This is a genomic window from Clostridium beijerinckii HUN142, from assembly GCF_000621745.1.
GTDB classification, from domain to species: Bacteria; Bacillota; Clostridia; order Clostridiales; family Clostridiaceae; genus Clostridium; species Clostridium beijerinckii_A.
In genome coordinates this window covers 238,178-264,385 of the sequence record NZ_JHXK01000009.1, presented here as the reverse complement: position 1 = coordinate 264,385, position 26,208 = coordinate 238,178, and the positions used below count along the sequence as shown (strand labels likewise).

The window sequence follows — 26,208 nt, the reverse complement described above, 5'->3', positions numbered from 1 at the left end:
ATAAGCTTTATAACTTTTAATAATGATTTAATAAATAAGATTCCTGAAGAATTAAAATGTTTCAATTAGAAGAACTAAAATCAAAGTATGCAAAAGAGGTGTTACAAAGCATGGGATGGATGTTTAACAGCTTTTATAAGTTCTGACGCCAACATATCCTTATTGGAATTGCTAAACCATTATAAACATAGATGGCCTATCGAAATTTTCTTTAGAGAATCTAAGAAAAAGTTAGGCTTAGATGATTATCAAGTTCGCACTTAAAAAAGTTAAAAAATATATCTGCTTATTATAATAATGACCTATGTTTATTGTGGATTAGAAGTATCCAAAGATACTTTAAAATTTAGTGATGTATTAAAAACTGTTAGAGATCAATAAGAGGCTGGAAAAATCACTTTCATTTATGAAAAAACTAAAGCTAGAGAGCATTTTGATGCTGCATAAGTGTCTTTTTAGTTATTTATCTGGAAATATTTATTTGCAATTTCCATCGGTTATAGTTAATATTTATTAGATGTAAATTAATGTAATTAACATTTTCTTTTATGAGCTTAAGATAGCCTGATTTTAATATACATTTTGTTAATCGATTATCATACAAAATGTATATTTGATCAAAATGTAAATGATTTAATGCACGCAAGTAATAGCAATGCTTAAGATAATGTTATAAAATGGAAAAAGGTATGGCATGGAAATTGCTATATAAAATCTATGAGAGGAATTAATATTATGGATTTAGAAAATAAAATTATAAAAATGATAAATACTGAAAATAAAAAGAATCCATTAACTGATGCTCAAATTGCTAAGTTTTTAGGTGTAGCGAGGGAGTCCATCACTAATTTAAGAAAGGAATTAAATATAGCTAACTCTAGACAAAGGCGATATCCCTATTTAAAAGTTGCAACAGCATCTATTTTGAAAAAAAATAAAAATATTGCTGTCTCTGAGCTTACAAGGGAATTATTAGCTGAAGGATTTGATGTGTCAAGACGAATTGTTGAAGAAATCTTATCTAAAGATAATTTTGATATTAATAAAGTGAAGGTCGAGAAAGAAGAAATTACTGATGCTTTTAATTCTTTAATTGGCAGTAATGGAAGTTTAAAAAATCCCATTGAACAAGCTAAGTCTGCAATTTTATATCCACCTAAAGGTTTAACAACATTAATTGTTGGAGAGAGTGGAGTAGGGAAAAGTAAATTTTCTGAATGTATGTATGAATTTGCTAAAAAGAGAAAAGTTATAAAAGAAAATGCTTCTTTTGTAGTATTTAATTGTGCTGACTATGGTGATAATCCACAACTATTGCTATCACTTTTATTTGGTCATAAAAAAGGAGCATTTACAGGTGCAGATACAGATGCATCTGGATTAGTAGAAGAAGCCAATGGAGGAGTACTTTTTTTAGATGAAATTCATAGATTACCTCCTAAAGGTCAAGAAATACTTTTTTCAATTATGGATAGGGGAAAATTCAGAAGACTAGGTGAGGCAAATTCAGAAAGAAAAGTTAATTTAATGTTGATTGGAGCAACTACTGAAAACGTAGAAGCTAATTTACTATTAACATTTAGAAGAAGAATACCGATGGTGATAAAATTATCACCTTTACATGAAAGACCAGTTAGAGAAAAAATAGATATTATATATAATGAATTTCAATCTGAATGTAATCGAATAGATGCTAAAATTTTTGTTGATAAAAAAGTTGTAGAAATATTAGCATTGAAAAAGTTTAGTGCAAATATTGGACAATTACAAAATATGATTCAGGTTTTGTGCGCACGAGCTTTTATGACATATATAAATAATGAAGATACTAACAAAGAGTCTTTAATTATAGATATGAATCAAATATTAAAAATAAATGATTCATTTAAAGACATAAAATTTCAAGATGTTAATCAAGCTGAAATAAGGAAGTATGTCAAAGATTCAATATTTATTCCATTTATGTTAGAAAATCGGTTAAGAGAAGGGTATGCAGATAGTGATGAAAATATGTTTCCAGAGGATATATATAGACAAATTGAAAAGAAATATTATGAACTTAAGAAGATAGATATACGCGAAGCTGATATAGAAAATATTCTTTGGGCATTTATACAAAATAGTTTTACAAATATTGAAACTAATTTTACTTATGAACAATCATTTTCTATGAATGATTTAAGAAGTTTTGTAAGTGAAGATTTAATAGATTTTATAGAAACTTTCATGAAAGAGTTAAGTAAAGACAATCCATTGTTAGAAATTAATAAAAATGTATTTAAATATTTAGCTATACATGTAGAAGAAAGTATTAAAAGAATAAGGTTAAAACAAAAAATAATAAATGTAGATAATATTATAAGTGATACAACTTATGAATATGAAATGGCAAAAAAGTTTGTTAAAGAACTTGAAGAAATAAAAAAAATAGAAATACCTAATGATGAAATTGGATTTATAGGTCTTTATATAAAGGCTGCATTAAGATCTGAAAATAAAAGAGATAAGGTCGGGTTGATGATAATTTCTCATGGTAAAATAGCTACCGCTATAATTAATGTAGTTAATGAGCTGTTAGGAATAAGATTTCCAGTTGCTGTAGATATGCCTTTGGATGAAAATCCAATTAATATATACAATAAAGTAGTTGAATTATCTAAAATAATCGATCAAGGTAAAGGAATATTGTTTTTAGTGGACATGGGGTCATTAACGAACATAGGAGATATAGTAAATAAAAGAACTGGCATAAAATCAAGAACAATAGATAGAGTAGATCTTATAATTGCCTTAGAAGCAGCAAGAAAAGTTTCAATAAGAGAGGGAGACCTTGATGAAATATACTTTTCTTTAATAAATGATAGACTTGGGCATAGATACTTCACGGATAATATATCAGATAAACCTAAAGCGATAATATCTTTATGTCTAACCGGTGAAGGCATGGCTAAATATATAAGTAAATGCCTGGGGGATAGATATGATAATGTAAATTTCTATGAAATGAGCGCATTAGATGAAAATTTATCAGAAAAGATAATTAAATTAAAAGAAGTGAATAACATCCTAGCAGTTATAGGAACAATAGATCCAGAAATACAAGGAATAAATTTTATACCATATGATAAGGAAGTTTTAAACAATTTAAATATAAATACCTTAGGGAATGGAAATGAAGAATTAAAGTATTATGAAAGAGTTGTTGATGAAGATTTACTAATCTTTGAACCAGATATATATTTTAAAAAAGATTTATTAGAGTATATATGTTCAATACTTATAAATAAAGGAATTGTTGATAAAGAATATTTATCATCAGTTATTAATAGGGAAAGTTTAGCTCCAACATATTTAAAAGGAGAAATAGCAGTACCACATGGAGAATCTTCATATGTAAATAAGACAAGCTTCGTATTTGTTAAAGTAAAAAGTCCAATTGATTGGGGTGTTGGAAATGTAAATATAATATGTATGCCAGTTTTTAAAGCAAATGGCAAGGCAATTGTAAAGAATATCCTAAAGATCTTAGAAGATAAAACCTTTATAAATGATATGAAGAATAGTCTTAGTGAACTGGATTTTAAAAACATAATTTTAAATAAATTTAAAGAAATATAGCACATAGGAGGTATAACAATGAATTTAGATTTAATTGCATTAAATTTAGAAGTAAAAAATAAAGAAGAGGTTATAAGGGAATTAGGAAAGAGAATGTTTGAAAAAGGCTATGTAAAGCATACTTACATAGATGCAGTTCTAGAAAGGGAAAAAACTCTTCCTACAGGATTAGATATTGGAGAAATTTGTGTAGCAATTCCACATACAGATTCAAAGCATGTAAATGAATCTAATGTAGCACTAGCTGTTTTAAAGAATTCTGTAGATTTTAATAATATGATAGAACCTAGTAAAAAGGTTCAAGTAAGGGTTGTGTTTTTATTAGCTATAAATGATCCCGATTCTCAAGTAAGTCTATTAAGCAAATTAATGTCAGTTTTTCAGAATGTGAATTTATTAAAACAAATAAGAAATTCATCAAATATAGAAGAGGTGGCAAAATTATTAGAATTCATAGAAATATAGCACTTAAAATTATAACAAATTTTAAGTTCATATAATAAATTTTTAGGAGGAATATAATATGAAATATGTCAATGTATTATCAGTTTGTGGTTCAGGAACAGTAACATCATCTATGGTTGCAGGAAAAGTAAAGGAAACTTTAAAAGAAAAGGGGATAAGTGTATCCACAACTGAGGCAAGACCAACTGAAGCACTAAATTTAGCTGAATCAGGAAGATTTAATCTCATTGTTTACACAAGCCCGCTACCAGCTGGAGATTATAAAATACCAACTATAAATGCATTTGCATGTCTTACTGGAATAGGAGAAGATAAGTTTTTTGAAGACTTGTTGAAAACTGTAGATGAACTAAATAAATAGAAAAAGATTATGTTGAAAACGTTTAGTGATTGATGTATAAATAAAATTTTGACAATGGGGGGAATTGAGTATGTTAGCATTTATTAAATCAATAATCGACACATTTGGATCAGCAATAATAGTTCCGTTTATTATATTTGTAATAGCAAAAGTTTTTAAAATAACAACAAAAAAATCATTTCTGTCAGCTATATATGCAGGTGTTGCGCTACAAGGTTTTTCGCTAATATTAAATTCATTTACACCAATAGTGACACCAGTTATAAATAGAATGGTTCAAAGTACAGGAGTAAATCGTCCTGTATTTGACGTGGGTTGGCAAGCTACATCTTTAGTTGCTTTTTCTTCAAGTGCGGGTATGATATATCTTGGATTGGGAATTTTATTACAAACTGTTTTATTCCTAATTAAATGGACAGATGTTTTCCAACCATCAGATTTATGGAATAACTATTCGTATATGGTTTGGGGAGCTATGGTTATTGGAGTAACAGGTAGTTTCACACTAGGAATAGCTTGTATGGTTTTACTAAATTTATATAGTTTATTAATATCAGAATTAGTAGCAAAGAGATGGTCAAATTATTATAAATATCCGAACTGTACAATAATAGCTATGCATAATGTAGAAGCATCAATATTTGCAGTAGTTATAGATCCATTATATAATGCATTAGGTTTTAATAAAATTAAATTGAATCCACAACAATTAGAAAAGAGACTAGGTTTCTTTGGTGAACCTATGACTTTAGGATTGTTTTTGGGAATGTTCATCGGCATATTAGGTAATTTTACAAGAATAGGAACCATGGAAGCATGGGGGGAAATATTAAAATTAGGTGTTGCAACTAGTGCAGTTATGGCTATTTTCCCTAAAGTTGCTAGTATGTTTGCACAGGCGTTCTCGCCAATAACAGATGGGGCAAGAAAATTCATGAAAAATCAAGGAAATCGTGATTGGTTTATAGCAGTAAACGATGCAGTAGGATATGGTGAACCGGCAACATTAATCTCAGGATTAATATTAATACCATTTATGATTGTGTTAGCAATGATACTTCCAGGAAATCAAGTATTACCTGTAGTTGACTTACTTGCTCTTCCATATATGGTGCAAGGTTTAGTTGCAGTATATAATGGGAATATATTCAAAGTATTAGTTTCGGGTGTAATATGGTTCGGATTAGGTTTATATGTATGTACATTTACGGCTCCATTATTTACATCAATGGCAGTTGGAGTAGGTGTAGCTATACCAGCAGGTGCTATGATGATTACAAGTTTCAATATACTAGGAAAGCCTTTAATGGGATTAGTGTTTTTGGCATTCTTAACAGGTAATCCAGTGTTTATTGCAATTGCAGTAGCAGTATACATCGCCTTATGGGCATTATTTAAGAAGAACAAAACTGGAATTGTTGAATATTTAGAGAAACAAGCATCAAAAAATATAACTGATGATGGAGTAACGACTAGCGTTGTAGGTTAGTATAATTAAATTTTGATAGTGCCTAAAGTAAAACTTAGCTTAAATTGTTAAAGAGTGCTTAAGCGTACTCTTTAACACCATGGGTTATTTATAATGAAAGGATGATGGTTATAGTGGATGTAACAAATTTAAAAGTAGAAGAACTTATTGGAATGAATTTTGAGTGTGAATGTGGAAAAAGGCATAGTGTAGAAATCAATTCGGTAAAGATAGGAAATAATATAATAGAACAACTCCCAGAGTTTCTTAAAGAATTTAAAAATAAAAAAATATTAATTGTACAAGATGTTCACACATATGTTGTAGCTGGAAAAAGGGTAGAAGAAATATTACAGAATGATTTTTCCTTAAAAAAATATGTATTTCCACAGGAGCACTTGTTGCCTGATGTGTATGCTCTTGGAAGAGTCCTTATGGAGATAGAAGATGATACAGCACTTATACTTGGCGTAGGTTCAGGTGTTATCAATGACATATGCAGGTATGTTGCTTACAGGGTACATGTGGATTATGCAATAGTTGGTACTGCACCATCCATGGATGGTTATGCCTCCGTAGTATCTCCTTTAATCACAGATGGGTTTAAAGAGTCCCATAAAGCTATATATCCTTATGGAATATATGCAGATATTGAGATTATGAAGAATGCCCCAATGTATTTACTTTGTTCAGGACTTGGTGATGTATTAGGTAAATATATTGCTTTGGCAGATTGGTCAATTGCAAATATCTTAACAGGAGAATATTACTGTAAGACTATTGCAGATATGGTTCAAGCTGCAGTAGACAAATGTGTTGATGCTGCACCAAGGATTCCTCAAAGGAATGATGAAGTTGTAAAAAGTATAACAGATGCATTAGTTTTGTCAGGAATAACTATAGGAATGGCAGGAGCTTCAAGACCCGCATCCGGTTCAGAACATCATATTGCCCATGGCTGGGAGATAATGTTTCATACAAGAAATAGTGAGAAAAAATGGGTACATGGGAACTTTGTTGGAGTAGGTACAGTGGTTATGTCCATGGTATTTGAGGTGTTAAGGGATTTAGATATAGAGAGTGTTATGTCTAAGAGAAGTTTCAGAACTTATGATATGAATAAATGGAGACAAAATATTGAAAGCGTATTTGGTAAAGTGGCAGATAATGTAATTAACTATAAGAAGGATGCAATCGAATTGAATCCAGATAAGAGACAGGAAAATGCAGAAAGGATTGCCTCTAGCTGGAAGGACATTCTTTATATTGCAAATACTATAGTACCAAGTTCTGATGACATAAAAAAAATATTACAGGACGGTGGCTGTGTATGGCATCCTGAAGAGCTTGGAATTGATAAGAATTTATTTATTAAAACATTCATTGCAGCAAAGGATATAAGAACAAGATATGGTGTTGTGCATTTGATTGATGATCTTGGATTAACAGAGGAAATTGCTAATTTAATTGCAGATAAATTATATAAGGCACAATCAAAAAAATAACAGATTCATCTGCCAAGCCTATTTTTCATTATGCTTCTTCAGCAGATTGCCCTAATAGACTTGCTATGAGACCAATCTACTTACTTGCCTGATGAAAAATAATCATGGCATTTTGGACTTGTTATTTTCTTTCATGTGCCTAAGTCCAACAACATATAAGACAATTATATGTTTTAATTTGGAGGTAAAAAATGAATGAGTTAAATGATATTAAATGTTTTCTATTAGATATGGATGGAACTTTTTATCTTGGAAATACACTTATTGATGGCGCATTAGGCTTTTTAGATATTTTGAAAAGCCAGCAAAAGAAGTTCATATTCTTAACAAATAACTCTTCGAAAAATAAATCAACCTACAAGCAAAAGCTTTCAGCGCTTGGCTGCAAGGTTGATGAAGAACAAGTTTATACATCTGGTGAAGCTACCATATGGTATATGAAGAAAAACTGCCAAGGTAATAAAATATATCTAATGGGTACAGAACCACTTATGAAAGAATTTGAAAATGCAGGATTTATATTAGTTAATGACAAAAATGAAAAGCCGGATTACGTAGTTCTTGGTTTTGATACTACACTAACCTATGAAAAAATATGGACAGCTTGTGATTATCTTAGAGAGGGAATACCATTTGTAGCTACTCATCCAGATTTCAATTGTCCAATTGAAGACAGTAAATATATGCCGGATACTGGCTCTATGATAAGAATGTTTGAGGCATCCACAGGTGTTTCTCCTGTAGTTATAGGTAAGCCATATGGATATATAGTGGAGGCCATCATTGAAAAGTATGGACTAAAAAAAGAAGATGTGGCAATTGTAGGAGACAGACTTTACACTGACATCAAAACTGGCGTAAATGCAGGGATAACTAGTATTCTTGTATTAAGTGGTGAGACATCAGAAGAGATGTATGAAAAGTCTGACATAACTGCAGATTATGTATTCTCATCAATAAAGTATATTGGTGAAGAACTTAAGCAGTTTCAGAAGATCTTTATTTAATGGCTGCACTTTTTGGGCAAACCATAAAGGAAGCGAAGGAAAGCCTTTGAATAGGAAAAAATATAATGGTAAAATACACTTAATTTAAAGATTGTGACTATTTTTCAATGATATTCGTTTCCAAGTGGATTTAAAAGGTCACGTTTCACCTCCACCATAAACCCCACGAAAATCTAAATTTTGGATTTTCGTGGGGGTATTTTTGTATTTTGAAGATCTATAGTTAAAAATTATGAGCTTTATATTATGTTTACACTATTTTTTAGGAAATCTAAATATTTAGGTAATTAACAAAAATATATTTAGATTATTGATTTTTTAATATCTATATGATAATATGACATATATATTTAAAAAATGACAATTATTAATGGAATATAGTAATTGAGAGCTATGAAAAATTCTTTTTACGTGGATATTTTAAGAATTTCGAGCTATCTGTGTAGTCGACCAATTTAAACTAATAGGTTCTTTTTCAATTAGTTTAAATTGGCCTTTATTATTTATAAAAATTATATAAAGAACAATATTTTTAGGGGTGGAGTATGAGTAAATTTGGGAGAAAAATATTAAGAATGATGTTGGTCATTTTAGCATCTATAGCTATAATATTGGTTTCAGTGAATCTGATTATGTTTGAAAAATTTAAAAAGGAGCTTAGGGAAACAGTTACTCAATGTATTTCAGATTTAACTGTTTCTATTGATGGAGACAAGCTTGAAAAGATTATAAAAGAACAATCAGATGACAGTGTAGAATATCAAGATATATTAAATTCAATGAGTTTGGCTAAATCAAAAAGTGTTGCAAGGAATTTTTATACAATTGAAAGAGTTCAAGGGACACAGGCTAAGTTTTTAGTTGATGTTTCAGTAGATGCATCTGAATTTTTAGAAGATTATACTATGGATAGCGGGATGAAAGAAGCCTTTGATGATAAAGTTGTAGCAACAAATGAATCGTTTACAGATGAGTATGGTACTTTTATTTCTGCTTATGCACCAATTAAAAATTCAGAAGGAAAGATTATAGCTATTGCTGGTGTAGATGTAGACTCAAGTATGTTTGAAGGCATGAGAAGTGCGTTGTTAAAAGCAACAATTCTAACAATAGTTATTGTGAGTATTTTAGCTTTTGTTATGATTTATTTATACTCTAAGAAAATAAGTAATAATATTGTAAAAATACAAAATGTTTTAGGTAAAATGAGTGATGGTGATTTAACTAGCAGTATAAATATAAGAACAAAGGATGAGATTGAGGATATAGCTATATCAATCAATGAGGTTCAGAATTCTTTAAAAGCTCTGATAAACGATGTAGCAATTGTAGCTAAAGATATAAATAGTGTTAATGATACAGTAAATGATAAAGTGAAATATCTAAATAATGATGTAGAAGAAGTTTCAGCAATTACGGAAGAAATTTCAGCGAGCATAGAAGAGAGTGCAGTATCTGCAGAAGAGATGTCAAGAACTTCAAAGGAAATGGGAATGATAGTTAATTCTATAGCAGAAAAGTCACAATATATTGAAAATAAATCAAATCAAGTAAGTGAAAAAGCTAAAAATATTATGAGAACTTCAAAAAATAATCAAGAGGAAACTGAAAAAGTGTTTAAAGAAACAGGTATTAAATTGAAGCAATCAGTTGAAAAAGCTAAAGCTGTAGAGCAAATAAATACCTTCTCGGAATCTATACTTCAAATAACTTCACAAATTAACTTACTTGCGCTTAATGCAGCAATAGAGGCAGCAAGAGCTGGAGAAGCTGGCAAAGGATTTAGCGTAGTAGCGGAAGAAATAAGAAGGCTGGCAGAACAATCTAATGAAACAATAAATAAGATGCAAAATACAACATCAATTATATTATCGTCTGTTGAAGATTTGACTAATAATTCTAATAACATGCTTAGTTTTATAGAAAATAGAATATTGAAAGATTACGAGATTTTAGTTAACGCAAGTCATCAATATAATGATGATGCGTTATATTATAAAGACTTTTTTTCAGAGTTAGGCATAACTTCAAAAGAACTTTTATTATCTGTAGAAAATATACTAGAAACTATAGAAAATGTAGCAGATGCATCTATTGAAGGTGCAAGGGGAGCTTCAGATATAGCAAATAGAGTCTCAAATATAACTACTCAATCTAATGATGTATTGGAGGAGACATTGAAAGCTAAAACAAGTTCGGAAAAATTAAAACAAGAGGTATTTAAGTTTAAAATTTAAAAATATTATAACACTCACGGAAATTAAAATAGATAAGGCTCAAAAATAAAAGAAGATGCCAACAACTTCAAAGAAATCGCAAAACATTGAAAAAAAATTACAATTTGGTATAATTTTAATACAAAAGATAAAATTGTTTAAGAGAGGAGTATGGAGTGTGGGATATTTCGTTATCATTCCAATAGCGATTGGAGTTGCATGGGTAGTAGGCTTATCACTTGCAGTAAGATATACTATTAAAGGAGTTAAATACATAAATGCACAGAAACGAATATATAATAAGCTGAATAATCAAAATGTTGAAAATTATATTAAATGCTTATCAAAATTAAATTCAATTAATAATTGGAATCAGTTTAGAAACACCTTTTTTTACATTAATAATTCTGAATACATTTTCACTGAACTAAAGGAAAAGTTGTATAAAGAAGCTTATAAAAAAGGATTTCACTTAGAAAATGTAAAAATCAATAAATCTAAAGAAGAATTAGAAAAAGAGGAAGAAGAAAGAAAGCGTGCTAGTGGAGAAGAAGGTGAAAATAATCTTAAATACAATTTAAAATGGCTTCCAAGTGAATATAAAGTTATACGTAATGTGAATCTAGATCATAGAATTGAAAGTCAAGAATTTGATGCTATAGTAATAGGTCCTACTGGAATATTTCATATAGAGAATAAAAACGAAGGTGGAAAGTATGGCTGTAAGGTAATCATTGAAACTGGAGGGCGCTGGAGAAGAATAAATTACAGTGGTGAAGAAAAACCACTTATAAGTCCTGTAGCTCAATTGGACAGACATGATAGAGTATTAAATGATATATTAAAAGAGAATTTTAAAGAAAAAGGATATACTGCGTTGGGAATAATAGTACTTTCTAATTATAAAACTGTTGTTGAAGGTTTTGAAAATTGCGAAGTACCTGTTGTAAAGGTAGATAACATTGCAAGATTTATTTCTAACTATAAATCCACATATAATCTAACTGATGAAGAAGTGAGTTTAATACATAATAAACTTGATAGTTTAAAATTAAAAAAGAATTATCTTTAATTTTAATATGAAATCCACGAAAATCTAAGATTTTCGTGGGTCTTTTATTTTATAGCATAGTTTTTTATTGCATTGTTCTGCAATGCAGATAAACCAATTATAAGCTACATTTATACTAAGAAATGTATCCAAACTAGAAAGTATAAACATTATTATGCAGCAGGCATTTGAAAATAACAAGTTAAAAGGTCTTAAGCAGAGAATCCAAATCTTTGATTTGGTAAGAATCGCTTACTCAGGGAACGAATGTGAGTCGAGTTTCCGCTATCACTTGTTCAACTAATGCTTGTCACAATGAAATTGGGAGCAAGCATTAGTGGTATAACCTGCAATTTAGTACTTTCAGCGAAATTTTCATAGTCCTGCGGAATAACAATGTTTCTACTTTCGGTGGATTATCGTATAAATCTAAATTCAATATTATCGACTGCATTCAGAAGCTTCACCTGTTAGAATATCAATTCCATGAGGAAGAGCAGGTAGTATAACCTCTAGATTTTCTACAGCACCTTTGGGACTTCCAGGTAAATTTACTATTAAGGTACTTTTTCTAATTCCGCTAACAGCTCTTGAAAGCATAGCTTTAGGAGTTATTTTTAGGGAAGCACTCCTCATTGCTTCAGGGATGCCAGGAACTAGTTTTTCTATAACACTTGTTGTGGCTTCTGGAGTGACATCTCTCTTTGAAAAACCTGTTCCACCATTTGTTAAGATCATATTAATACCTAAGGAATCACAAAGATATATTAATTCTTCTTTTATCATTTCAACTTCATCAGGGATTATTTTATAATAGTCTACAGAAAACTTATCACTTGGTAGAATATCTCTTATAGCTGGACCAGTTAAATCGTCTCGTTGATTGTTGTAGCCTTTATCACTTATAGTTAGTATAGCTGTACTTATCATTTTATATTTACCTCCTGAGGGAAAATTTATATTAATAAACATTTGAATTTAAATAATTATACTATAGTTTAGTTATAGATTAAATTAATAATATCAATTATAAGCTTATTGAAGAAAAAATGAAAGACTTAAGATAAGTGATAATTAATTAGAAATATGTCGAAATTAAGCTTTAAATGAAAAATTCCATCAATATTCTCAATTGACTAAAATATTGTAACAAGGTAAAATTTATAGAACTGGATTTTGTTAATAAAATAGGAGATTTAAATAGAAAATGAGTGCTATAAATCTTGAATTGCAAGAACAAATTAAAAAAGTTACAGTTAAAATTGTAAAATACTACAGAGGTAGAGGACCAGAGTATGTCAAAGTGAAGGTTGATTCTCCTGATACAATAATTATAGACATAAAAGGGATACTTTCAAATCTTAGTGAAATTTTGGTTAATGAAGGTGCTGTCAATATGGTAGCAGATTATTGGAAGATAATGAAGCCTCATCTTGAAAAAAATTTCCTCCAGGAAGTGAAAGATATATTAAAAAAAGACTTTACTTATAGCTGGAAAATTTGTAATATAGAAAATGGTAATAGAACAGTAGTTATAACAATAAATTTGATAGATTAAGCTTAGAAAAATAAATAAATTAAGGTTGGATTGAAAAGAAAAATATTAGGCACTATAAAGAAAAGATATTAGCATACTTACTTGTTATTTTTTTGATAGTGTTGATTTTATGTTTTAGCTTTTAAATAAACCAGTACTAAGGACCGTTGAAATAAACAGCCCTTGTACTGGTTTTTTGTTTTTTTAGATAATATTTGATTTAGTGGTTGAATAATTAAGGCATATGATGATTTGTTATTTTTTGATTATGCCTAAAAAGGAGTGTATTAGAATATGGAAAAGAAAGTGTTAACGGTGTGTCCTTATTGTGGAAGTGGGTGTAATTTATATCTAGTAGTCAAGGATGGAAAGATTGTAAGAGCGGAACCTGCAAATGGTGATAATAATGAAGGAAAATTATGTTTAAAAGGATATTATGGCTGGGATTTCTTAAATGATCCTCAATTATTAACTTCTAGAATTAAAAAACCTATGATAAGAAAAAATGGAGAATTAGAGGAAGTTTCATGGGATGAAGCTATTAAATTTACAGCAGAAAACCTTATGAAGATAAAAGCAAAATATGGGCCTGATGCAATTATGGGGACAGGATCAGCTAGAGGTCCAGGAAATGAACCAAACTATGTAATGCAAAAATTTATGAGAGCAGTTATTGGAACTAACAATATAGATCATTGTGCTAGAGTATGCCATGGGCCATCTGTTGCAGGACTTACTTATTCACTAGGTGATGGTGCAATGTCAAATTCGATTCCAGAAATTGAAAATTCAGACGTTTTATTTATATTTGGATATAATCCAGCAGAAACTCATCCTATAGTGGCAAGAAGAATAGTTAAAGCCAAAGAAAAGGGCGCAAAAATAATTGTAACAGATCCTAGAAAAACAGATGTTGTAAGATTATCTGATTTATGGCTTCAACTAAAGGGTGGAACTAATATGGCTTTAGTTAATGCCTTTGGAAATGTGTTAATAAATGAAAATTTATATGATCATGATTATGTAGAAAAATATACTGAGGACTTTGAAAAGTATAAAGCAGAAGTAGAAAAATATACTCCAGAATATGCTGAAAAAATAACAGGTGTAAAAGCTGACTATATAAGAAAAGCAATGAGAACTTATGCAAAGGCTAAAAATGCCACAATATTATACGGTATGGGAGTTTGTCAATTCTCACAAGCTGTTGATGTAGTAAGGGGCCTTGCATCTATTGCTCTTTTAACAGGAAACTTTGCAAGACCTAACGTAGGAATTGGACCAGTTCGTGGACAAAATAATGTACAAGGAACTTGTGATATGGGGACAATCCCTAATAATTATCCAGGATATCAACTTGTAACAGATAAGAAAGTACAAGAAAAGTTTGAAAAGGCTTGGGGTGTTGAACTTTCAGATAAAAATGGATATTTCTTAACTCAAGTGCCTGAGTTAGTCCTTAAGGAAGATAAAATAAAAGCCTACTATATATTTGGAGAAGATCCAGTTCAAAGTGATCCAAATGCAGCAGAACTTAGAGAAGCTTTAGATAAAATTGAATTTATAGTGGTACAAGATATATTTATGAATAAGACAGCTCTCCATGCAGATGTTATTTTACCTTCAACTTCTTGGGGGGAACATGATGGAGTTTACAGTTCAGCAGATAGAGGATTCCAAAGAATAAGAAAAGCAGTAGAACCTTTAGGGGATGTAAAAACTGATTGGGAAATAATAAGTGCAGTAGCAACAGCTATGGGTTACCCAATGAATTATAAAAATACAGAAGAAATATGGGATGAAATGAGAAGCCTATGTCCTAAGTTTGCAGGAGCAAGCTATAAAAAGATTGAAGAACAAGGAATTGTTAGATGGCCTTGTCCTACAGAAGATCACAAAGGAACTTCTTATTTATATGAAGGAAATAAATTCACGACTCCTAGCGGTAAAGGAAGATTATTTGCTTGCGAATGGAGACCACCAGTTGAATTAACAGATGAAGAATATCCTTTAAGTTTATCAACTGTAAGAGAAGTTGGACATTATTCAGTAAGAACAATGACAGGAAATTGCCGTGCTCTTCAAAAGCTTGCAGATGAACCAGGATTTATACAAATGAGTATTGAAGATGCGGAAGAGTTAAATATAAAAGATCAAGAACTTGTAAGAATAACGTCTAGAAGAGGAAGTGTACTATCAAGAGCACTTATTACTGAAAGAGTTAAAAAGGGTTCTACTTTTATGACATATCAATGGTGGATTGGTGCATGTAATGAATTAACTAATGATAGTCTTGATCCTATTTCAAAAACTCCTGAATTTAAATATTGTGCAATTAAGGTTGAAAGAATCGAAGATCAAAAATCAGCTGAGGAATATATAATAACTGAATATGAAAACATAAGAAAGAAAATGAGAATAACATCTGAAAAATAGTATTAGGAATTTAAAAGAAAATGATAAAGCACAAGCAAAAAATAGATAAGTATGCTTGTATATTTTACTTCATATGATGAGATATGTTTACCAAATAGGGCCCATCAGGTGAACATTATAGGGAGGAAACAGCAATGATTAGTGTAGAAGAAGCTTTAAGAATAATTTTGGAAGAATCTAAGGCCTTAGAATGTGAAGAGAAGGATATTTTATCTTGTTTAAATAAGGTACTAGCAGAAGATATATATTCTAGAGATAATCTTCCACCATTTGATAAATCAGCAATGGATGGATATGCCATAAAAAGTGAGGATACTGATTTATATGAAGATGGAGTTTCAATAAAGCTTGAGATAGTTGATCTTATAAAAGCTGGGGAGTTTAGTGATAAAGAATTAAAAAACGGGCAAGCAATGAAGATAATGACAGGAGCACCAGTGCCTAAAGGTGCAAATGCAGTAATACAAATTGAGAAAGTAGAAGTTCGTGAAGATACTCTTTATATTTCTGAGAAAGTTAAAGATGGATGCAATGTACTAAAACTTGGTGAAGAAATTAAAGTAGGAGATATTGCTTTAAGAAAAGGAACACTGATTAGGCCAACTGAAATTGGAGTTTTAGCTTCTTTAGGTTATAGCAAAATTAAAGTTCATAGAGATCCAGTAATATCAATACTTACAACAGGTGATGAACTTGTAGATATAAATGAAACTCCTAAGTTTGGACAAATAAGAAATAGCAATGAATATTCACTAAAAGCATTAATTAAGAATTTAGGATTAGAAGCTTTATGCCTAGGAATTGTTGAAGATAAAAAAGATACGTTAAAAAGTAAAGTTAAAGAAGCATTAGAAAAATCAGATATAGTTATAACTTCAGGTGGTGCTTCTGTAGGAGATTTTGATTTTGTAGAACAAGTATTGAATGAAATAAATGCTGATATAAAATTTCAATCTGTAGCTATAAAGCCAGGAAAGCCAATAAGCTTTGCAGTCATTGATAAAAAAATGTTTTTTAGCTTACCAGGCAATCCATTATCTGCAATAACTACCTTTGAAGAATTCGTAAAGCCAGCTTGTGAAAAAATGCTTGGTAAAAACATGGAGAGTGATGATACTCTCCAAGTTATACTAGCTGAAGACTTTAAAGAAAAAGAAGGCAGAAGTAAATACATATATGTAAATATAAAAGCTGAGAACGGAAAGTTATATGCATATAAAGTTGGATCTCAAAGTTCTAATCAGTTAATTACTATGAGTAAGGCAAATGGAATAATAATAATGCCAGCAGGAATTGGATATAAAAAGGCAGGAGAAGTTTTAAGTGGAAAATTCATCTTTAAATAAATCAAGTGAACTTAAAGTAATATCTATAGTTGCAACTAAATCTGGAACAGGGAAGACAACGCTCATAGAAGCATTGATACCTATGTTAAAAGAAAAAAACTATAACATAGGAGTCTTAAAACATGATGCTCACAAATTTGAAATTGACAAAGAGGGAAAAGACAGTTATAGGTTTGTAAAAGCTGGAGCAGACAAAATGGTTATTTCATCAAAAGAAAAAATAGCTATGATAGAAAAGCTAAAGGAAGAAAAGGATCTTGAAGAAATACTAGAACTATTTGTAGGTATGGATTTGGTAATCATAGAGGGATATAAAAATAATGGATACCCTAAAATAGAAGTTCATAGAAAAGAAGTAGATCAAAAGCTTCTATGTGAAAATGAGAGTTTGGATAGAACGAAATTTTTAGCAGTAGCTACTGATGAAAAGCTAAATTTGAACATAGATCAATTAGATATCAATGATGTGAATAAGATAGCTGAATTTATTGAGGATAAGATTATTTTTAAAGTGCGCAAAGGAGAAATAAATAATGGAAAAAACATTAGAATGTAAAGTTTTTAAAATAGAAGAAGGCATTTTTAAAGCAGATGTAGATGAACTTCTAGTTAGAGAATACCCACTAACAATTTTTCTTAATGGAAAAAAATTAGCTACACTTTTATGTAGCCCAGAAAACTTAAAAGCATTGTCAGTTGGCTTTTTAAGAACAGAAGGTTTAATAAATACTAGTGAAGATATAATATCTTTTAATTTAAATGAAGAAAAAGGAATTGCAGAGGTTGAGACTAAAAATAAAGATGCTGCTCGCGAAAGCTTTTTCTCTAAGAAAATTGATTTAGAAAGTATAAAGGATCAATCAATTGATGGAATTGATAATTTCTTAGATTCCTTAAACTGCAAACCTGTTGAAAGTGATGCTAAAATGCACACTGAAAAGATATTCGAATTTATGAGAACAAATTTAGATTATTCGGATGTCTTTAAGAACACAGGAGGAGTTCACTGCGTTGCATTATGTGATAGCAATGAAATGCTTGTAGTGTATGAAGATGTAGCTAGACATAATGCCTTGGACAAGGTTATTGGAGAATCACTTATGAAAGGCATATTCCTTAAGGATAAAGCAGTTATACTTAGCGGAAGAGTCTCTCTTGAAATGATATTAAAGGCGGCCAAGCTAGAAATACCAATAATTATATCTAAATCAGCGCCTACAAGCCTTTCAGTGGCTCTTGCAAAAAGATTAAATATTACATTAGTTGGATTTGTAAGAGGCAACAAAATGAATATATATGCTAATGGATATAGAATTATGAAATAATTCACCGAAATGACAGGTACTCAGTTGTTTCGGTTACTGAGAATAAGTTGAGGATTTCTAACAGTAGAAGTTGCACCATTTCTGCATGCTCCTAAAGACAAGCTTCAGGACAAGCAAAAATGGAACAACTTCTACAGAAGAAATGCCAGCAACTTGTTCTCTAATGTAACACTACACATAAGAGTACCTCCCTTTTCTGGTATGTGTATATTTCAAAATATAAGTGAAATTTAAGTCGTGGGTATATATGATTTGGGGAAGATACTACATAAGTCTATGTTTAAATTTGGATATCTATAAGTATTGGGTACAGACCCCAGGAATAATAGATCAATATGTTTGATATTTTAGGTCATACGGCGTTTTGGTGGTCTATTATCTTCTTGGGAGTGCCTTGAATGTACAGAGGAGTGAAATTAATATGAAAAGTTGTAATTCTTTCATTGTGGGAGATGCTAATAAGTGTGTTGGGTGTAAGGCTTGTGAAATAGCTTGCTTTAAGGCTCATAATGAATCAGTCACTGTTGGAAATATACAAACACCAATAATTTCTAGAATACATGTTATTAAAGAGAAGGACTTTACAGTTCCAGTTCAATGTAGACATTGTGAAAATGCACCTTGCGCAAAGGTCTGTCCTGTAAATGCAATTAAAAATGAAGATAATGCAATAATAATTGATGAAGAAATTTGTATAGGTTGCAAAGCATGTGCAGTAGCTTGCCCGTTTGGAGCTATTGAAATGGGAACTAAATATAAGGCTGGAAAACCAGTTATGCAAAATGTGCAGAAGGAATTATTTGAAGAAGTGCTAGAAGAGAAAGAAACAAAGGTTGCATATAAATGCGATTTATGTAAAGAACAAGATGAACCAGCTTGTGTAAAAGCATGTCCTAAAGATGCTCTTAAATTATTCGATGTCATAGAAGAAAAAAGAATAAGAAACATAAGAGCAGTAAGTAATTTAAACTTATAAGAGAGAGGATTTTAATTTATGGATATTGGTTTTGTAAATATTGATAAAGAGTTATGTACTGGGTGCCAGCAATGTGTTGAAGTCTGTCCTGTAAATGCAATACAAGGTAAAGTGGGACAACCTCAAGAGATTGATTATGATGTTTGTGTTTCTTGTGGACAATGCATACAGGTATGTAATTCTTATGCGTTTGAAAATAGAGAAAACAGTCATTTAATAGAAGAGAAAAGAAGAGATAGAGGATTACTTGAAAGTGTAAAGGAGCCAGTATTTGCAGCTTTTAACAAAGGAAATGCAGCTAAGGTGAAAGAGGCTTTGCATAATGAAGAATTAGTTACTATAGTTCAATGTGCACCAGCTGTAAGAGTTTCTTTAGGTGAAGAATTCGGACTTAAGCCTGGTAGTTTAACAGCTGGTAAAATGGCAGCAGCATTGCGAAGATTAGGCTTTAACAGGATTTACGATACTAACTTTGGTGCGGACTTAACCATAATGGAAGAAGGCAGCGAACTTATAAAAAGAGTAACAGAAGGTGGGAAATTACCGATGTTTACTTCTTGTTGTCCTGCCTGGGTGAAATTTATGGAACAAAGCTATCCAGAGCTTTTAAATCATCTTTCAAGCTGTAAATCACCACAACAAATGGCTGGAACAATTTTTAAAACTTATGGTGCTAAAATAGATAAGGTTGATCCTAAGAAGATATATAATGTAGCTATAATGCCATGTACTTGCAAGCAATTTGAATGTGATAGAGAAGAAATGCAAGATAGTGGTTTTAAGGATGTAGATATAGTTATTACTACAAGGGAATTTGCTCAGCTTATAAGAGATAATGAAATAGATTTTAAAAATTTAAAGGATGAAGAGTTCGATTTACCACTTGGAAGTTATACTGGAGCTGGCAATATTTTTGGAGTAACTGGTGGTGTAATGGAAGCTGCACTTAGAAGCGGCTATGAGATGCTTACAAAGAAATCTATTCGTAATTTAGAACTTAATTTTGTACGAGGCAGTGAAGGCATTAGAGTTGCAGAAGTGAAATTGCCAAAGATAACACTAAAGATAGCAGTGGTTTCAGGTTTGAAAAATGTAGTTCAAATACTTGAAGATATAAAAGAAGGAAAGTGTGACTTTGACTTTATTGAAGTTATGACTTGCCCAGAAGGTTGTGTAAGTGGTGGTGGACAACCTAAGTTTATCTTGGATATAGATAGAAGAAATGCCTTGGTAAGTAGAAAAAAAGGTATCTATAAACATGATTCTGAACTTGAAATAAGAAAATCTCATGAAAATCCTTTTATAAAAAAATTATATGAAGAGTTTTTAATAGAACCTCTTGGTGAAAAATCTCATCATCTACTACATACAAAGTTTGTTTCGAGAAAGAAGGAGGAAATATAAATGAATAATTTTGTTATAGCAAATCCAAAAAGATGTATAGGATGTAGAACTTGTGAGGCTGCATGTGTTGTTGCACATTCTGAAGAAAACATACTTGTACAAAGTAAAGATAAGGTTAATTTTAATCCTTGCTTAAAAGTTATTAAAACTGCAGATGTAAGTGCTCCAATTCAATGTAGGCATTGTGAAAATGCTCCGTGTGCTAATGCATGTCCAAATGGTTCGATTATAAATAAAGACGGGGTAGTGTTAATAAATAAAGATACATGCATAGGTTGTAAATCTTGCGCAATAGTTTGTCCTTTTGGTGCCATTGATATAATAGTTGAACATAAAGCTGGAGAGAAAGTTATTCAAAAGGGCTTAATGTGTGATAAAGACGGAAAGCTAGAACATAAAGAAAGATTAGTTGCAAACAAATGTGATTTATGTATAGGTAGGGAAAATGGTCCTGCCTGTGTAGAAGTATGTCCTACAGAAGCATTAAGATTAGTTGAATCTAAAATTATAGATGAAGACATTTCAGAAAAGAGAAAAAATGCTGCAGCTAATTTATTAAATATATTATAAGTGTATGGATGTAGAAGTTTTTAAAACAGCAGTGATACTTGCAGGTGGAAAAAGTTCACGAATGGGCTTTGATAAGCAGTTTTTAAGAATTAATGAAGTGAGAATTATGGAAAAGTTAATTCATGAACTAAGTAAAGAATTTGAAGATATAATTATTGTCACAAATAAGCCACAAGAGTATAAAACAGCAGAAGACGGAATAAGAATAATTAGCGATGAAATAAAAGATATTGGTCCTCTATCTGGAATCTATGGTGGGCTTAAAGAAAGTAAGAGTAAATATGTATACTTTATAGCTTGTGATATGCCTAATGTAAACTTAAAGTATATTAAGTATATTAAGAAAGTGCTTACAAATAGTAAAGCAAATGCTTGTGTTGCTAAAAGAGAAGGTAAGTTTGAGCCTTTTAATGCCTTTTATTCCGTAGATATACTGCCTAAAGTTGAAAAACTTATATCACTTAATAGAAGATCTATAGCGGGATTAATTGATATTATAGAGCCTATTTTTATTGAAGAAAATGTTTTGAAAAAATATGATTATTCTTTTGATATGTTTATGAATCTTAACTCAAAAGAGGATTTAGAAGCTTATAATAAAAAGAATAAGCAGGAGGAAAATTATGTTTGATTCGTATGGCAGAAAGATAAATTACTTGAGAATATCAGTCACAGATTTGTGTAATTTGAGATGCAAATATTGCATGCCTGAAAAAGGAATAGATAAGATGTGGCATAAAGAGATTCTAACTTTAGAAGAAATAGAAGCCATTACTGAAAGCTTTGTTGAATTAGGTGTAGATAAAGTTAGGATAACTGGGGGAGAGCCTTTAGTAAGAAAAAATATTTTAAAGCTAATTGATGGTATAGGTAAAATAGGCGGAGTTAGGGATTTAGCTATGACTACCAATGGAATTCTATTAAAGGATTATGCTAAAGATTTAAAAAACGCAGGTCTTAATAGACTTAATATAAGCTTAGATACTTTAAATGAAGAAAAATATTCACAGATAACTAAGGTAGGCAAACTCAAAGATGTACTTCAAGGTATTGAAGCAGCTAAAAAGAGTGGGCTCACTCCAATCAAATTAAATGTAGTTTTAATAAAGGACTTTAATGAAAATGAAATAGAAGACTTTATAAATTTAACAAAATATGAGGATATAGAAATAAGATTTATAGAACTTATGCCAATAGGTACTCTAAAGCATTGGTCATCTAATAAATATATTTCTAATGATACAGTTTTAGAAAAGATGCCAGAATTAATAGAAATAGAATCAGCAGATATTTCTTCTCCAGCAAGATATTATAAACTTCCAAATGCAAAGGGGAAAGTTGGGCTTATTAATCCTATATCATGTAAGTTTTGCGGAAATTGCAATAGAATAAGATTAACAGCAGATGGAAAACTAAAGTCATGTCTTCACTCAAACTCTGAAGTGGATTTAAAGAAATTGCTTAGAGAAGGTAAAGATATTAAGACAGTAATTACTGATACTATTAAAAGCAAGCCCAAAGAACATGAATTAGAGAACGGAAATTATATTAATAGAGAAATGACAGCAATTGGAGGTTGATTTTATGGAATTTACTCATTTTAATGAAAAAGGAAGAGCTCATATGGTAAATGTGAGTGAAAAGGATGAGACAAAGAGAGTTGCTATTGCAAGAGGATCAATTAAAATGAAAAAGGAAACTGTAGATTTGATAAAAGATGGCCTTATTAAAAAAGGTGATGTTTTATCAGTTGCCCAAATTGGCGGAATAATGGGCGTGAAAAAAACCTCGGATTTAATTCCTATGTGCCATAATATTTTTATAACAGGGTCTGATATAAATTTTAATATAGGTGAAGAAGAAATAGAGATTGAAGCAACAGTTTCAACAGTTGGGAAAACAGGCGTTGAAATGGAAGCATTAACAGCTGTAACAACTGCAGCCCTTACTATATATGATATGTGCAAGGCTGTTGATAAGGATATGGTAATAGAAAATGTCCGATTAATAAAGAAAACCGGTGGAAAAAGTGGAGAATATATAAGGGAGATTTAAATAAAATTATGGCTAAAGTATTATCAATAAATATTAGTGAAAAAAAAGGTGTTATAAAAACCCCTATAAAAGAAGGAATCTTCATAGAAGAGCATGGCTTAAAAGATGATGCCCATGCTGGAAAATGGCATAGACAGGTAAGCTTATTAGCTCAAGAAAGCATAGATAAAATGATTAAAATGGGGATAAGTGACTTAGATGCTGGGAAATTTGCAGAAAATATAACAACTGAAGGTATTGTTCTTCATGAATTGCCAGTTGGGACAAGGCTAAAAATAGGAGAAACAATTCAAGAAGTGACGCAAATAGGGAAAGAGTGCCATAAAGGTTGTGCTATAAAAAATCAAGTTGGCACGTGCATTATGCCAACAGAAGGAATCTTCACAAGAATAATACAAGGCGGAGTGATTAGATCAGGAGATTCTATAGAAATTTTATAGTGGCTAGACATCAGATAAAAGAGCAAAGGAATTTATGCAATAATATTTAGGAAATTTAAAGGTAAATTCATTTGCCTAAGGAGATAGTTATTTTGAATTTTGTGGACAAGGAGTTAATATCCATTACCTCCACTATAAACCACCACGAAAATCTAAGATTAGATTTTTTTGGTGGTTTATTTTTCGTTTAGCAGAAGCTTTGAAGAATACATAATAAAATTTTATTATAGTATAATCTAATTTTGTTGTAATGTAGTGAAGTAATTGGATAATTGTTGATTTTTCTGTTAAAATACGGTATATATATTTAGTTACATATAATTGTAGTTTTAGGAGGAATTATATTGAATTGGTTTAATAATCTAAAAATGTCTAAAAAATTAATACCAGCTTTTATTATTATAGCTTTGCTTATAGTATTAGTTGGAGCTGTTGGAATAAGAAATATGCAGACTCTCAAGAAAAATTCTCAGGATATGTATAATCAGAATCTCTTATCCGTTGAGAAAATTAATAAAGTTAAGCAAGATACTTTAGAAATAAGATATGATTTATTGAAAATATCAAATCAAGGAAATAAGGAAAATCAAAATGCTGGATTAGAAAAGGAAATTCAAGATTATGCTGCAGATACAGATACAATACTTAATGATTATGAAAAAAAATTGTTAACTGAAGATCAAAAATCTACTTTTAAGGATATAAAAAGCAATCTAAGTGAATTTAGAAATATCTATAATGATGTTATAAAGTTGGCAGATGCACAAGACTTTGAAAAATCTAAAACTAGATTTACTGAAATAGCTACATCCAGAGCTAATTTATTTAAGGGATTAGATACTTTAATTCAAGCGAATGATGATAACGCATCCAATTCATACAAGCAGGATGCTAATACATATACTTCGTCTTTATATATAATAATATTTGTTATAGTTTTAGGATTAGCACTTGCTATAGCACTTGGAACATTTATCTCAATTGTTATAGCTAAACAATTAAATAAGGTTCTAAATTTTGCTGAAGCAATTGGTGATGGAGATTTAACTCAAGAAATAGAATTAGACAGCCAAGATGAAATAGGAAGACTTTCTAAGGCACTAAATAAAGCTGATAAAAATATAAAAGAACTTATATCACAAATATTTAACGGTGCAGAAAAGATAAACTCAACTAGTGGAAACTTGTCAGCCACTACCGAAGAAATATCATCAATGATGCAATCTTCTAGTCAAGCTACAGAAACAATTGCTAAGGGAGCTCAAGATTTAAGTGCTACTACAGAAGAAGTTCAAGCATCAATGGATGAAATAGCAATGAATACAAGTAACTTAGAGCGCAAGGCTGAAGAATCTAAAAAATCTGGTAATGATATAAATAAAAGAGCTATTGAAATAAAAGAAAAAGCTACAGAGAACATAAAACAAAATAATGAAATTTATGAAGAAAAAAGACTTAATATTATAAAAGCTATTGAAGCTGGCAAGGTTGTTGAGGAAGTTAAACTAATGGCTGAATCTATTGGCAGTATATCTGAACAAACTAATCTTCTCGCATTAAATGCTGCTATAGAGGCTGCAAGAGCTGGAGAGCAAGGAAAAGGATTTGCTGTAGTTGCTGAAGAAGTTAGAAAATTAGCTGAGCAATCTTCTGAAGCTGTAACCCAAATTCAAAATATGGTTACTCAAGTAAGAGCGGCCTTTGATGAATTATCTTCTAGCGGACAAGACATATTAGACTATATGGTAAATAACGTGAGGCCAAGTTACACGTTGTTATTAGATACTGGTATACAATATGAAAAAGATGCAAGGTTTGTAAGCGATATGGCTACTGATATATTTAATACTGCCAAACATATGAATGAGACAGTAACACAAGTTAATAAGGCTTTTGAAGGGGTTTCAACTACAGCTGCGGATTCAGCCGCTAGCTCAGAAGAAGTATTAGCTAGTATTAGTGAAATTACAAAAGCGGTAACTGAAGTCGCAGATTCAACCCAAAGTCAAGCAGAGTTAGCGCAAGATTTGGATGAATTGGTGCAAAAATTTAAAATATAAATTCTTAAAATTTAATTGAACCATTGAATAAAATAAAATTATATATTTAAAATTGGCCCTGAAATGTTATTGATCAGCATTTTAGGGCCTTATAAAGTGACTACAAATTTAAAAATGTAAATCTTTTGTTAAGTTTTTGAATTAAACTTTCTTTAATATAGATACCCCAACTAAGAACTGAACTTATGTGGTAACTTACCGAAATCATAAATATTTTGTTCCGAAAAGCTATGAAAATATCGCTGAAGCTTCTAAGCAGCAGGTTGTATCCACTTTAGCATGCTCCAACTTTCAGTTTGACAAGCTAAAATGGAACAACCTACAGCTAAGAACCTTTAACAGCTCATTTTCAAATGTTTTCTACACAA

22 protein-coding genes are annotated in these 26,208 nt (G+C 30.6%); 21 read left to right on the top strand and 1 reads right to left on the bottom strand.

Annotated elements, in window-relative coordinates; genetic code table 11:
• Window positions 1–717 precede the first annotated feature (717 nt).
• From T483_RS0104505 to T483_RS0104470, 8 genes are all read left to right on the top strand, one after another.
• The gene (locus T483_RS0104505) at window positions 718–3,618 is read left to right on the top strand and encodes a sigma 54-interacting transcriptional regulator (protein WP_242841798.1); all 2,901 of its coding nucleotides are present in this window, start codon (window positions 718–720) and stop codon (window positions 3,616–3,618) included.
• An 18-nt stretch (window positions 3,619–3,636) separates the two neighbouring features.
• Window positions 3,637–4,083 (top strand): PTS sugar transporter subunit IIA, encoded by a 447-nt coding sequence (locus T483_RS0104500; RefSeq protein WP_026885764.1) that lies wholly within the window; start codon window positions 3,637–3,639, stop codon window positions 4,081–4,083.
• Window positions 4,084–4,141: 58 nt separating this feature from the next.
• Window positions 4,142–4,444: a PTS sugar transporter subunit IIB gene (locus tag T483_RS0104495; RefSeq protein WP_026885763.1), complete on the top strand. Its 303-nt coding sequence runs from the start codon at window positions 4,142–4,144 to the stop codon at window positions 4,442–4,444.
• Window positions 4,445–4,514: 70 nt separating this feature from the next.
• Window positions 4,515–5,933 (top strand): PTS galactitol transporter subunit IIC, encoded by a 1,419-nt coding sequence (locus T483_RS0104490; RefSeq protein WP_026885762.1) that lies wholly within the window; start codon window positions 4,515–4,517, stop codon window positions 5,931–5,933.
• 104 nt (window positions 5,934–6,037) lie between these two features.
• Window positions 6,038–7,417, top strand: coding sequence for a sn-glycerol-1-phosphate dehydrogenase (locus T483_RS0104485; protein WP_242841803.1), 1,380 nt, complete (start codon window positions 6,038–6,040; stop codon window positions 7,415–7,417).
• A gap of 191 nt (window positions 7,418–7,608) precedes the next feature.
• Window positions 7,609–8,424, top strand: coding sequence for an HAD-IIA family hydrolase (locus tag T483_RS0104480; protein WP_026885760.1), 816 nt, complete (start codon window positions 7,609–7,611; stop codon window positions 8,422–8,424).
• Window positions 8,425–8,969: 545 nt separating this feature from the next.
• Window positions 8,970–10,661, top strand: coding sequence for a methyl-accepting chemotaxis protein (locus T483_RS0104475; protein ID WP_026885759.1), 1,692 nt, complete (start codon window positions 8,970–8,972; stop codon window positions 10,659–10,661).
• 55 nt (window positions 10,662–10,716) lie between these two features.
• The gene (locus T483_RS0104470) at window positions 10,717–11,712 is read left to right on the top strand and encodes a nuclease-related domain-containing protein (RefSeq protein ID WP_080696909.1); all 996 of its coding nucleotides are present in this window, start codon (window positions 10,717–10,719) and stop codon (window positions 11,710–11,712) included.
• A gap of 420 nt (window positions 11,713–12,132) precedes the next feature.
• On the opposite strand, the gene T483_RS0104465 is transcribed toward T483_RS0104470, so the two are convergent.
• Window positions 12,133–12,621: a MogA/MoaB family molybdenum cofactor biosynthesis protein gene (locus T483_RS0104465; protein WP_026885757.1), complete on the bottom strand. Its 489-nt coding sequence runs from the start codon at window positions 12,619–12,621 to the stop codon at window positions 12,133–12,135.
• Between the two features lie 277 nt (window positions 12,622–12,898).
• On the opposite strand from T483_RS0104465, the gene T483_RS0104460 reads away from it, so the two are divergent.
• The 13 genes from T483_RS0104460 to T483_RS0104400 all read left to right on the top strand — a co-directional run bounded on the left by T483_RS0104460 (window position 12,899) and on the right by T483_RS0104400 (window position 25,840).
• Window positions 12,899–13,249 carry a Na-translocating system protein MpsC family protein gene (locus T483_RS0104460; protein ID WP_026885756.1) on the top strand — a complete coding sequence of 117 codons (351 nt, stop codon included), beginning with the start codon at window positions 12,899–12,901 and terminating at the stop codon, window positions 13,247–13,249.
• A 273-nt stretch (window positions 13,250–13,522) separates the two neighbouring features.
• On the top strand, window positions 13,523–15,664 hold the full coding sequence (gene fdhF / locus T483_RS0104455) for a formate dehydrogenase subunit alpha (RefSeq protein WP_026885755.1): 2,142 nt from the start codon (window positions 13,523–13,525) through the stop codon (window positions 15,662–15,664).
• A gap of 134 nt (window positions 15,665–15,798) precedes the next feature.
• Window positions 15,799–17,010 (top strand): molybdopterin molybdotransferase MoeA, encoded by a 1,212-nt coding sequence (locus T483_RS0104450; RefSeq protein WP_026885754.1) that lies wholly within the window; start codon window positions 15,799–15,801, stop codon window positions 17,008–17,010.
• Window positions 16,988–17,566 carry a molybdopterin-guanine dinucleotide biosynthesis protein B gene (mobB, locus tag T483_RS0104445; RefSeq protein WP_026885753.1) on the top strand — a complete coding sequence of 193 codons (579 nt, stop codon included), beginning with the start codon at window positions 16,988–16,990 and terminating at the stop codon, window positions 17,564–17,566. Before T483_RS0104450 ends, mobB begins: the two co-directional genes overlap by 23 nt.
• Entirely contained in the window at window positions 17,544–18,335 is a 792-nt protein-coding gene (gene fdhD / locus T483_RS0104440; protein ID WP_026885752.1) for a formate dehydrogenase accessory sulfurtransferase FdhD, read from the top strand. The genes mobB and fdhD overlap by 23 nt, the downstream gene beginning before the upstream one ends.
• A 421-nt stretch (window positions 18,336–18,756) precedes the next feature.
• A complete protein-coding gene (locus T483_RS0104435) occupies window positions 18,757–19,311 on the top strand; it encodes a 4Fe-4S dicluster domain-containing protein (RefSeq protein WP_026885751.1) in 555 nt (184 codons plus the stop codon).
• An 18-nt stretch (window positions 19,312–19,329) separates the two neighbouring features.
• Entirely contained in the window at window positions 19,330–20,715 is a 1,386-nt protein-coding gene (locus T483_RS0104430) for a [FeFe] hydrogenase, group A (protein WP_026885750.1), read from the top strand.
• Window positions 20,716–21,285, top strand: coding sequence for a 4Fe-4S dicluster domain-containing protein (locus tag T483_RS0104425; protein WP_026885749.1), 570 nt, complete (start codon window positions 20,716–20,718; stop codon window positions 21,283–21,285). It abuts the gene before it with no gap.
• Window positions 21,286–21,289: 4 nt separating this feature from the next.
• Window positions 21,290–21,916 (top strand): molybdenum cofactor guanylyltransferase, encoded by a 627-nt coding sequence (locus tag T483_RS0104420; RefSeq protein ID WP_026885748.1) that lies wholly within the window; start codon window positions 21,290–21,292, stop codon window positions 21,914–21,916.
• Entirely contained in the window at window positions 21,909–22,865 is a 957-nt protein-coding gene (gene moaA / locus T483_RS0104415) for a GTP 3',8-cyclase MoaA (RefSeq protein ID WP_026885747.1), read from the top strand. Before T483_RS0104420 ends, moaA begins: the two co-directional genes overlap by 8 nt.
• A gap of 4 nt (window positions 22,866–22,869) precedes the next feature.
• Window positions 22,870–23,340 (top strand): cyclic pyranopterin monophosphate synthase MoaC, encoded by a 471-nt coding sequence (moaC, locus tag T483_RS0104410; RefSeq protein WP_017212001.1) that lies wholly within the window; start codon window positions 22,870–22,872, stop codon window positions 23,338–23,340.
• 8 nt (window positions 23,341–23,348) lie between these two features.
• Window positions 23,349–23,780 carry an MOSC domain-containing protein gene (locus T483_RS0104405; protein ID WP_026885746.1) on the top strand — a complete coding sequence of 144 codons (432 nt, stop codon included), beginning with the start codon at window positions 23,349–23,351 and terminating at the stop codon, window positions 23,778–23,780.
• 344 nt (window positions 23,781–24,124) lie between these two features.
• Window positions 24,125–25,840, top strand: a complete 1,716-nt coding sequence (locus tag T483_RS0104400) for a methyl-accepting chemotaxis protein (protein WP_026885745.1) — start codon at window positions 24,125–24,127, stop codon at window positions 25,838–25,840.
• The last annotated feature ends 368 nt before the right edge of the window (window positions 25,841–26,208 follow it).

Excerpts from the sequence above, each read along its gene's own strand:
- T483_RS0104505 (WP_242841798.1), top strand. The coding sequence starts at position 718 with ATGAGAGGAATTAATATTATGGATTTAGAAAATAAAATTATAAAAATG.
- fdhD (WP_026885752.1), top strand. The coding sequence starts at position 17,544 with ATGGAAAAAACATTAGAATGTAAAGTTTTTAAAATAGAAGAAGGCATT.
- T483_RS0104480 (WP_026885760.1), top strand. The coding sequence starts at position 7,609 with ATGAATGAGTTAAATGATATTAAATGTTTTCTATTAGATATGGATGGA.
- T483_RS0104500 (WP_026885764.1), top strand. The coding sequence starts at position 3,637 with ATGAATTTAGATTTAATTGCATTAAATTTAGAAGTAAAAAATAAAGAA.
- T483_RS0104425 (WP_026885749.1), top strand. The coding sequence starts at position 20,716 with ATGAATAATTTTGTTATAGCAAATCCAAAAAGATGTATAGGATGTAGA.
- T483_RS0104405 (WP_026885746.1), top strand. The coding sequence starts at position 23,349 with ATGGCTAAAGTATTATCAATAAATATTAGTGAAAAAAAAGGTGTTATA.
- T483_RS0104435 (WP_026885751.1), top strand. The coding sequence starts at position 18,757 with ATGAAAAGTTGTAATTCTTTCATTGTGGGAGATGCTAATAAGTGTGTT.
- T483_RS0104490 (WP_026885762.1), top strand. The coding sequence starts at position 4,515 with ATGTTAGCATTTATTAAATCAATAATCGACACATTTGGATCAGCAATA.
- moaA (WP_026885747.1), top strand. The coding sequence starts at position 21,909 with ATGTTTGATTCGTATGGCAGAAAGATAAATTACTTGAGAATATCAGTC.
- T483_RS0104465 (WP_026885757.1), bottom strand. The coding sequence starts at position 12,621 with ATGATAAGTACAGCTATACTAACTATAAGTGATAAAGGCTACAACAAT.
- T483_RS0104470 (WP_080696909.1), top strand. The coding sequence starts at position 10,717 with ATGCCAACAACTTCAAAGAAATCGCAAAACATTGAAAAAAAATTACAA.
- T483_RS0104475 (WP_026885759.1), top strand. The coding sequence starts at position 8,970 with ATGAGTAAATTTGGGAGAAAAATATTAAGAATGATGTTGGTCATTTTA.
- T483_RS0104430 (WP_026885750.1), top strand. The coding sequence starts at position 19,330 with ATGGATATTGGTTTTGTAAATATTGATAAAGAGTTATGTACTGGGTGC.
- T483_RS0104460 (WP_026885756.1), top strand. The coding sequence starts at position 12,899 with ATGAGTGCTATAAATCTTGAATTGCAAGAACAAATTAAAAAAGTTACA.
- fdhF (WP_026885755.1), top strand. The coding sequence starts at position 13,523 with ATGGAAAAGAAAGTGTTAACGGTGTGTCCTTATTGTGGAAGTGGGTGT.
- T483_RS0104420 (WP_026885748.1), top strand. The coding sequence starts at position 21,290 with ATGGATGTAGAAGTTTTTAAAACAGCAGTGATACTTGCAGGTGGAAAA.
- moaC (WP_017212001.1), top strand. The coding sequence starts at position 22,870 with ATGGAATTTACTCATTTTAATGAAAAAGGAAGAGCTCATATGGTAAAT.
- T483_RS0104450 (WP_026885754.1), top strand. The coding sequence starts at position 15,799 with ATGATTAGTGTAGAAGAAGCTTTAAGAATAATTTTGGAAGAATCTAAG.
- T483_RS0104495 (WP_026885763.1), top strand. The coding sequence starts at position 4,142 with ATGAAATATGTCAATGTATTATCAGTTTGTGGTTCAGGAACAGTAACA.
- T483_RS0104485 (WP_242841803.1), top strand. The coding sequence starts at position 6,038 with ATGGTTATAGTGGATGTAACAAATTTAAAAGTAGAAGAACTTATTGGA.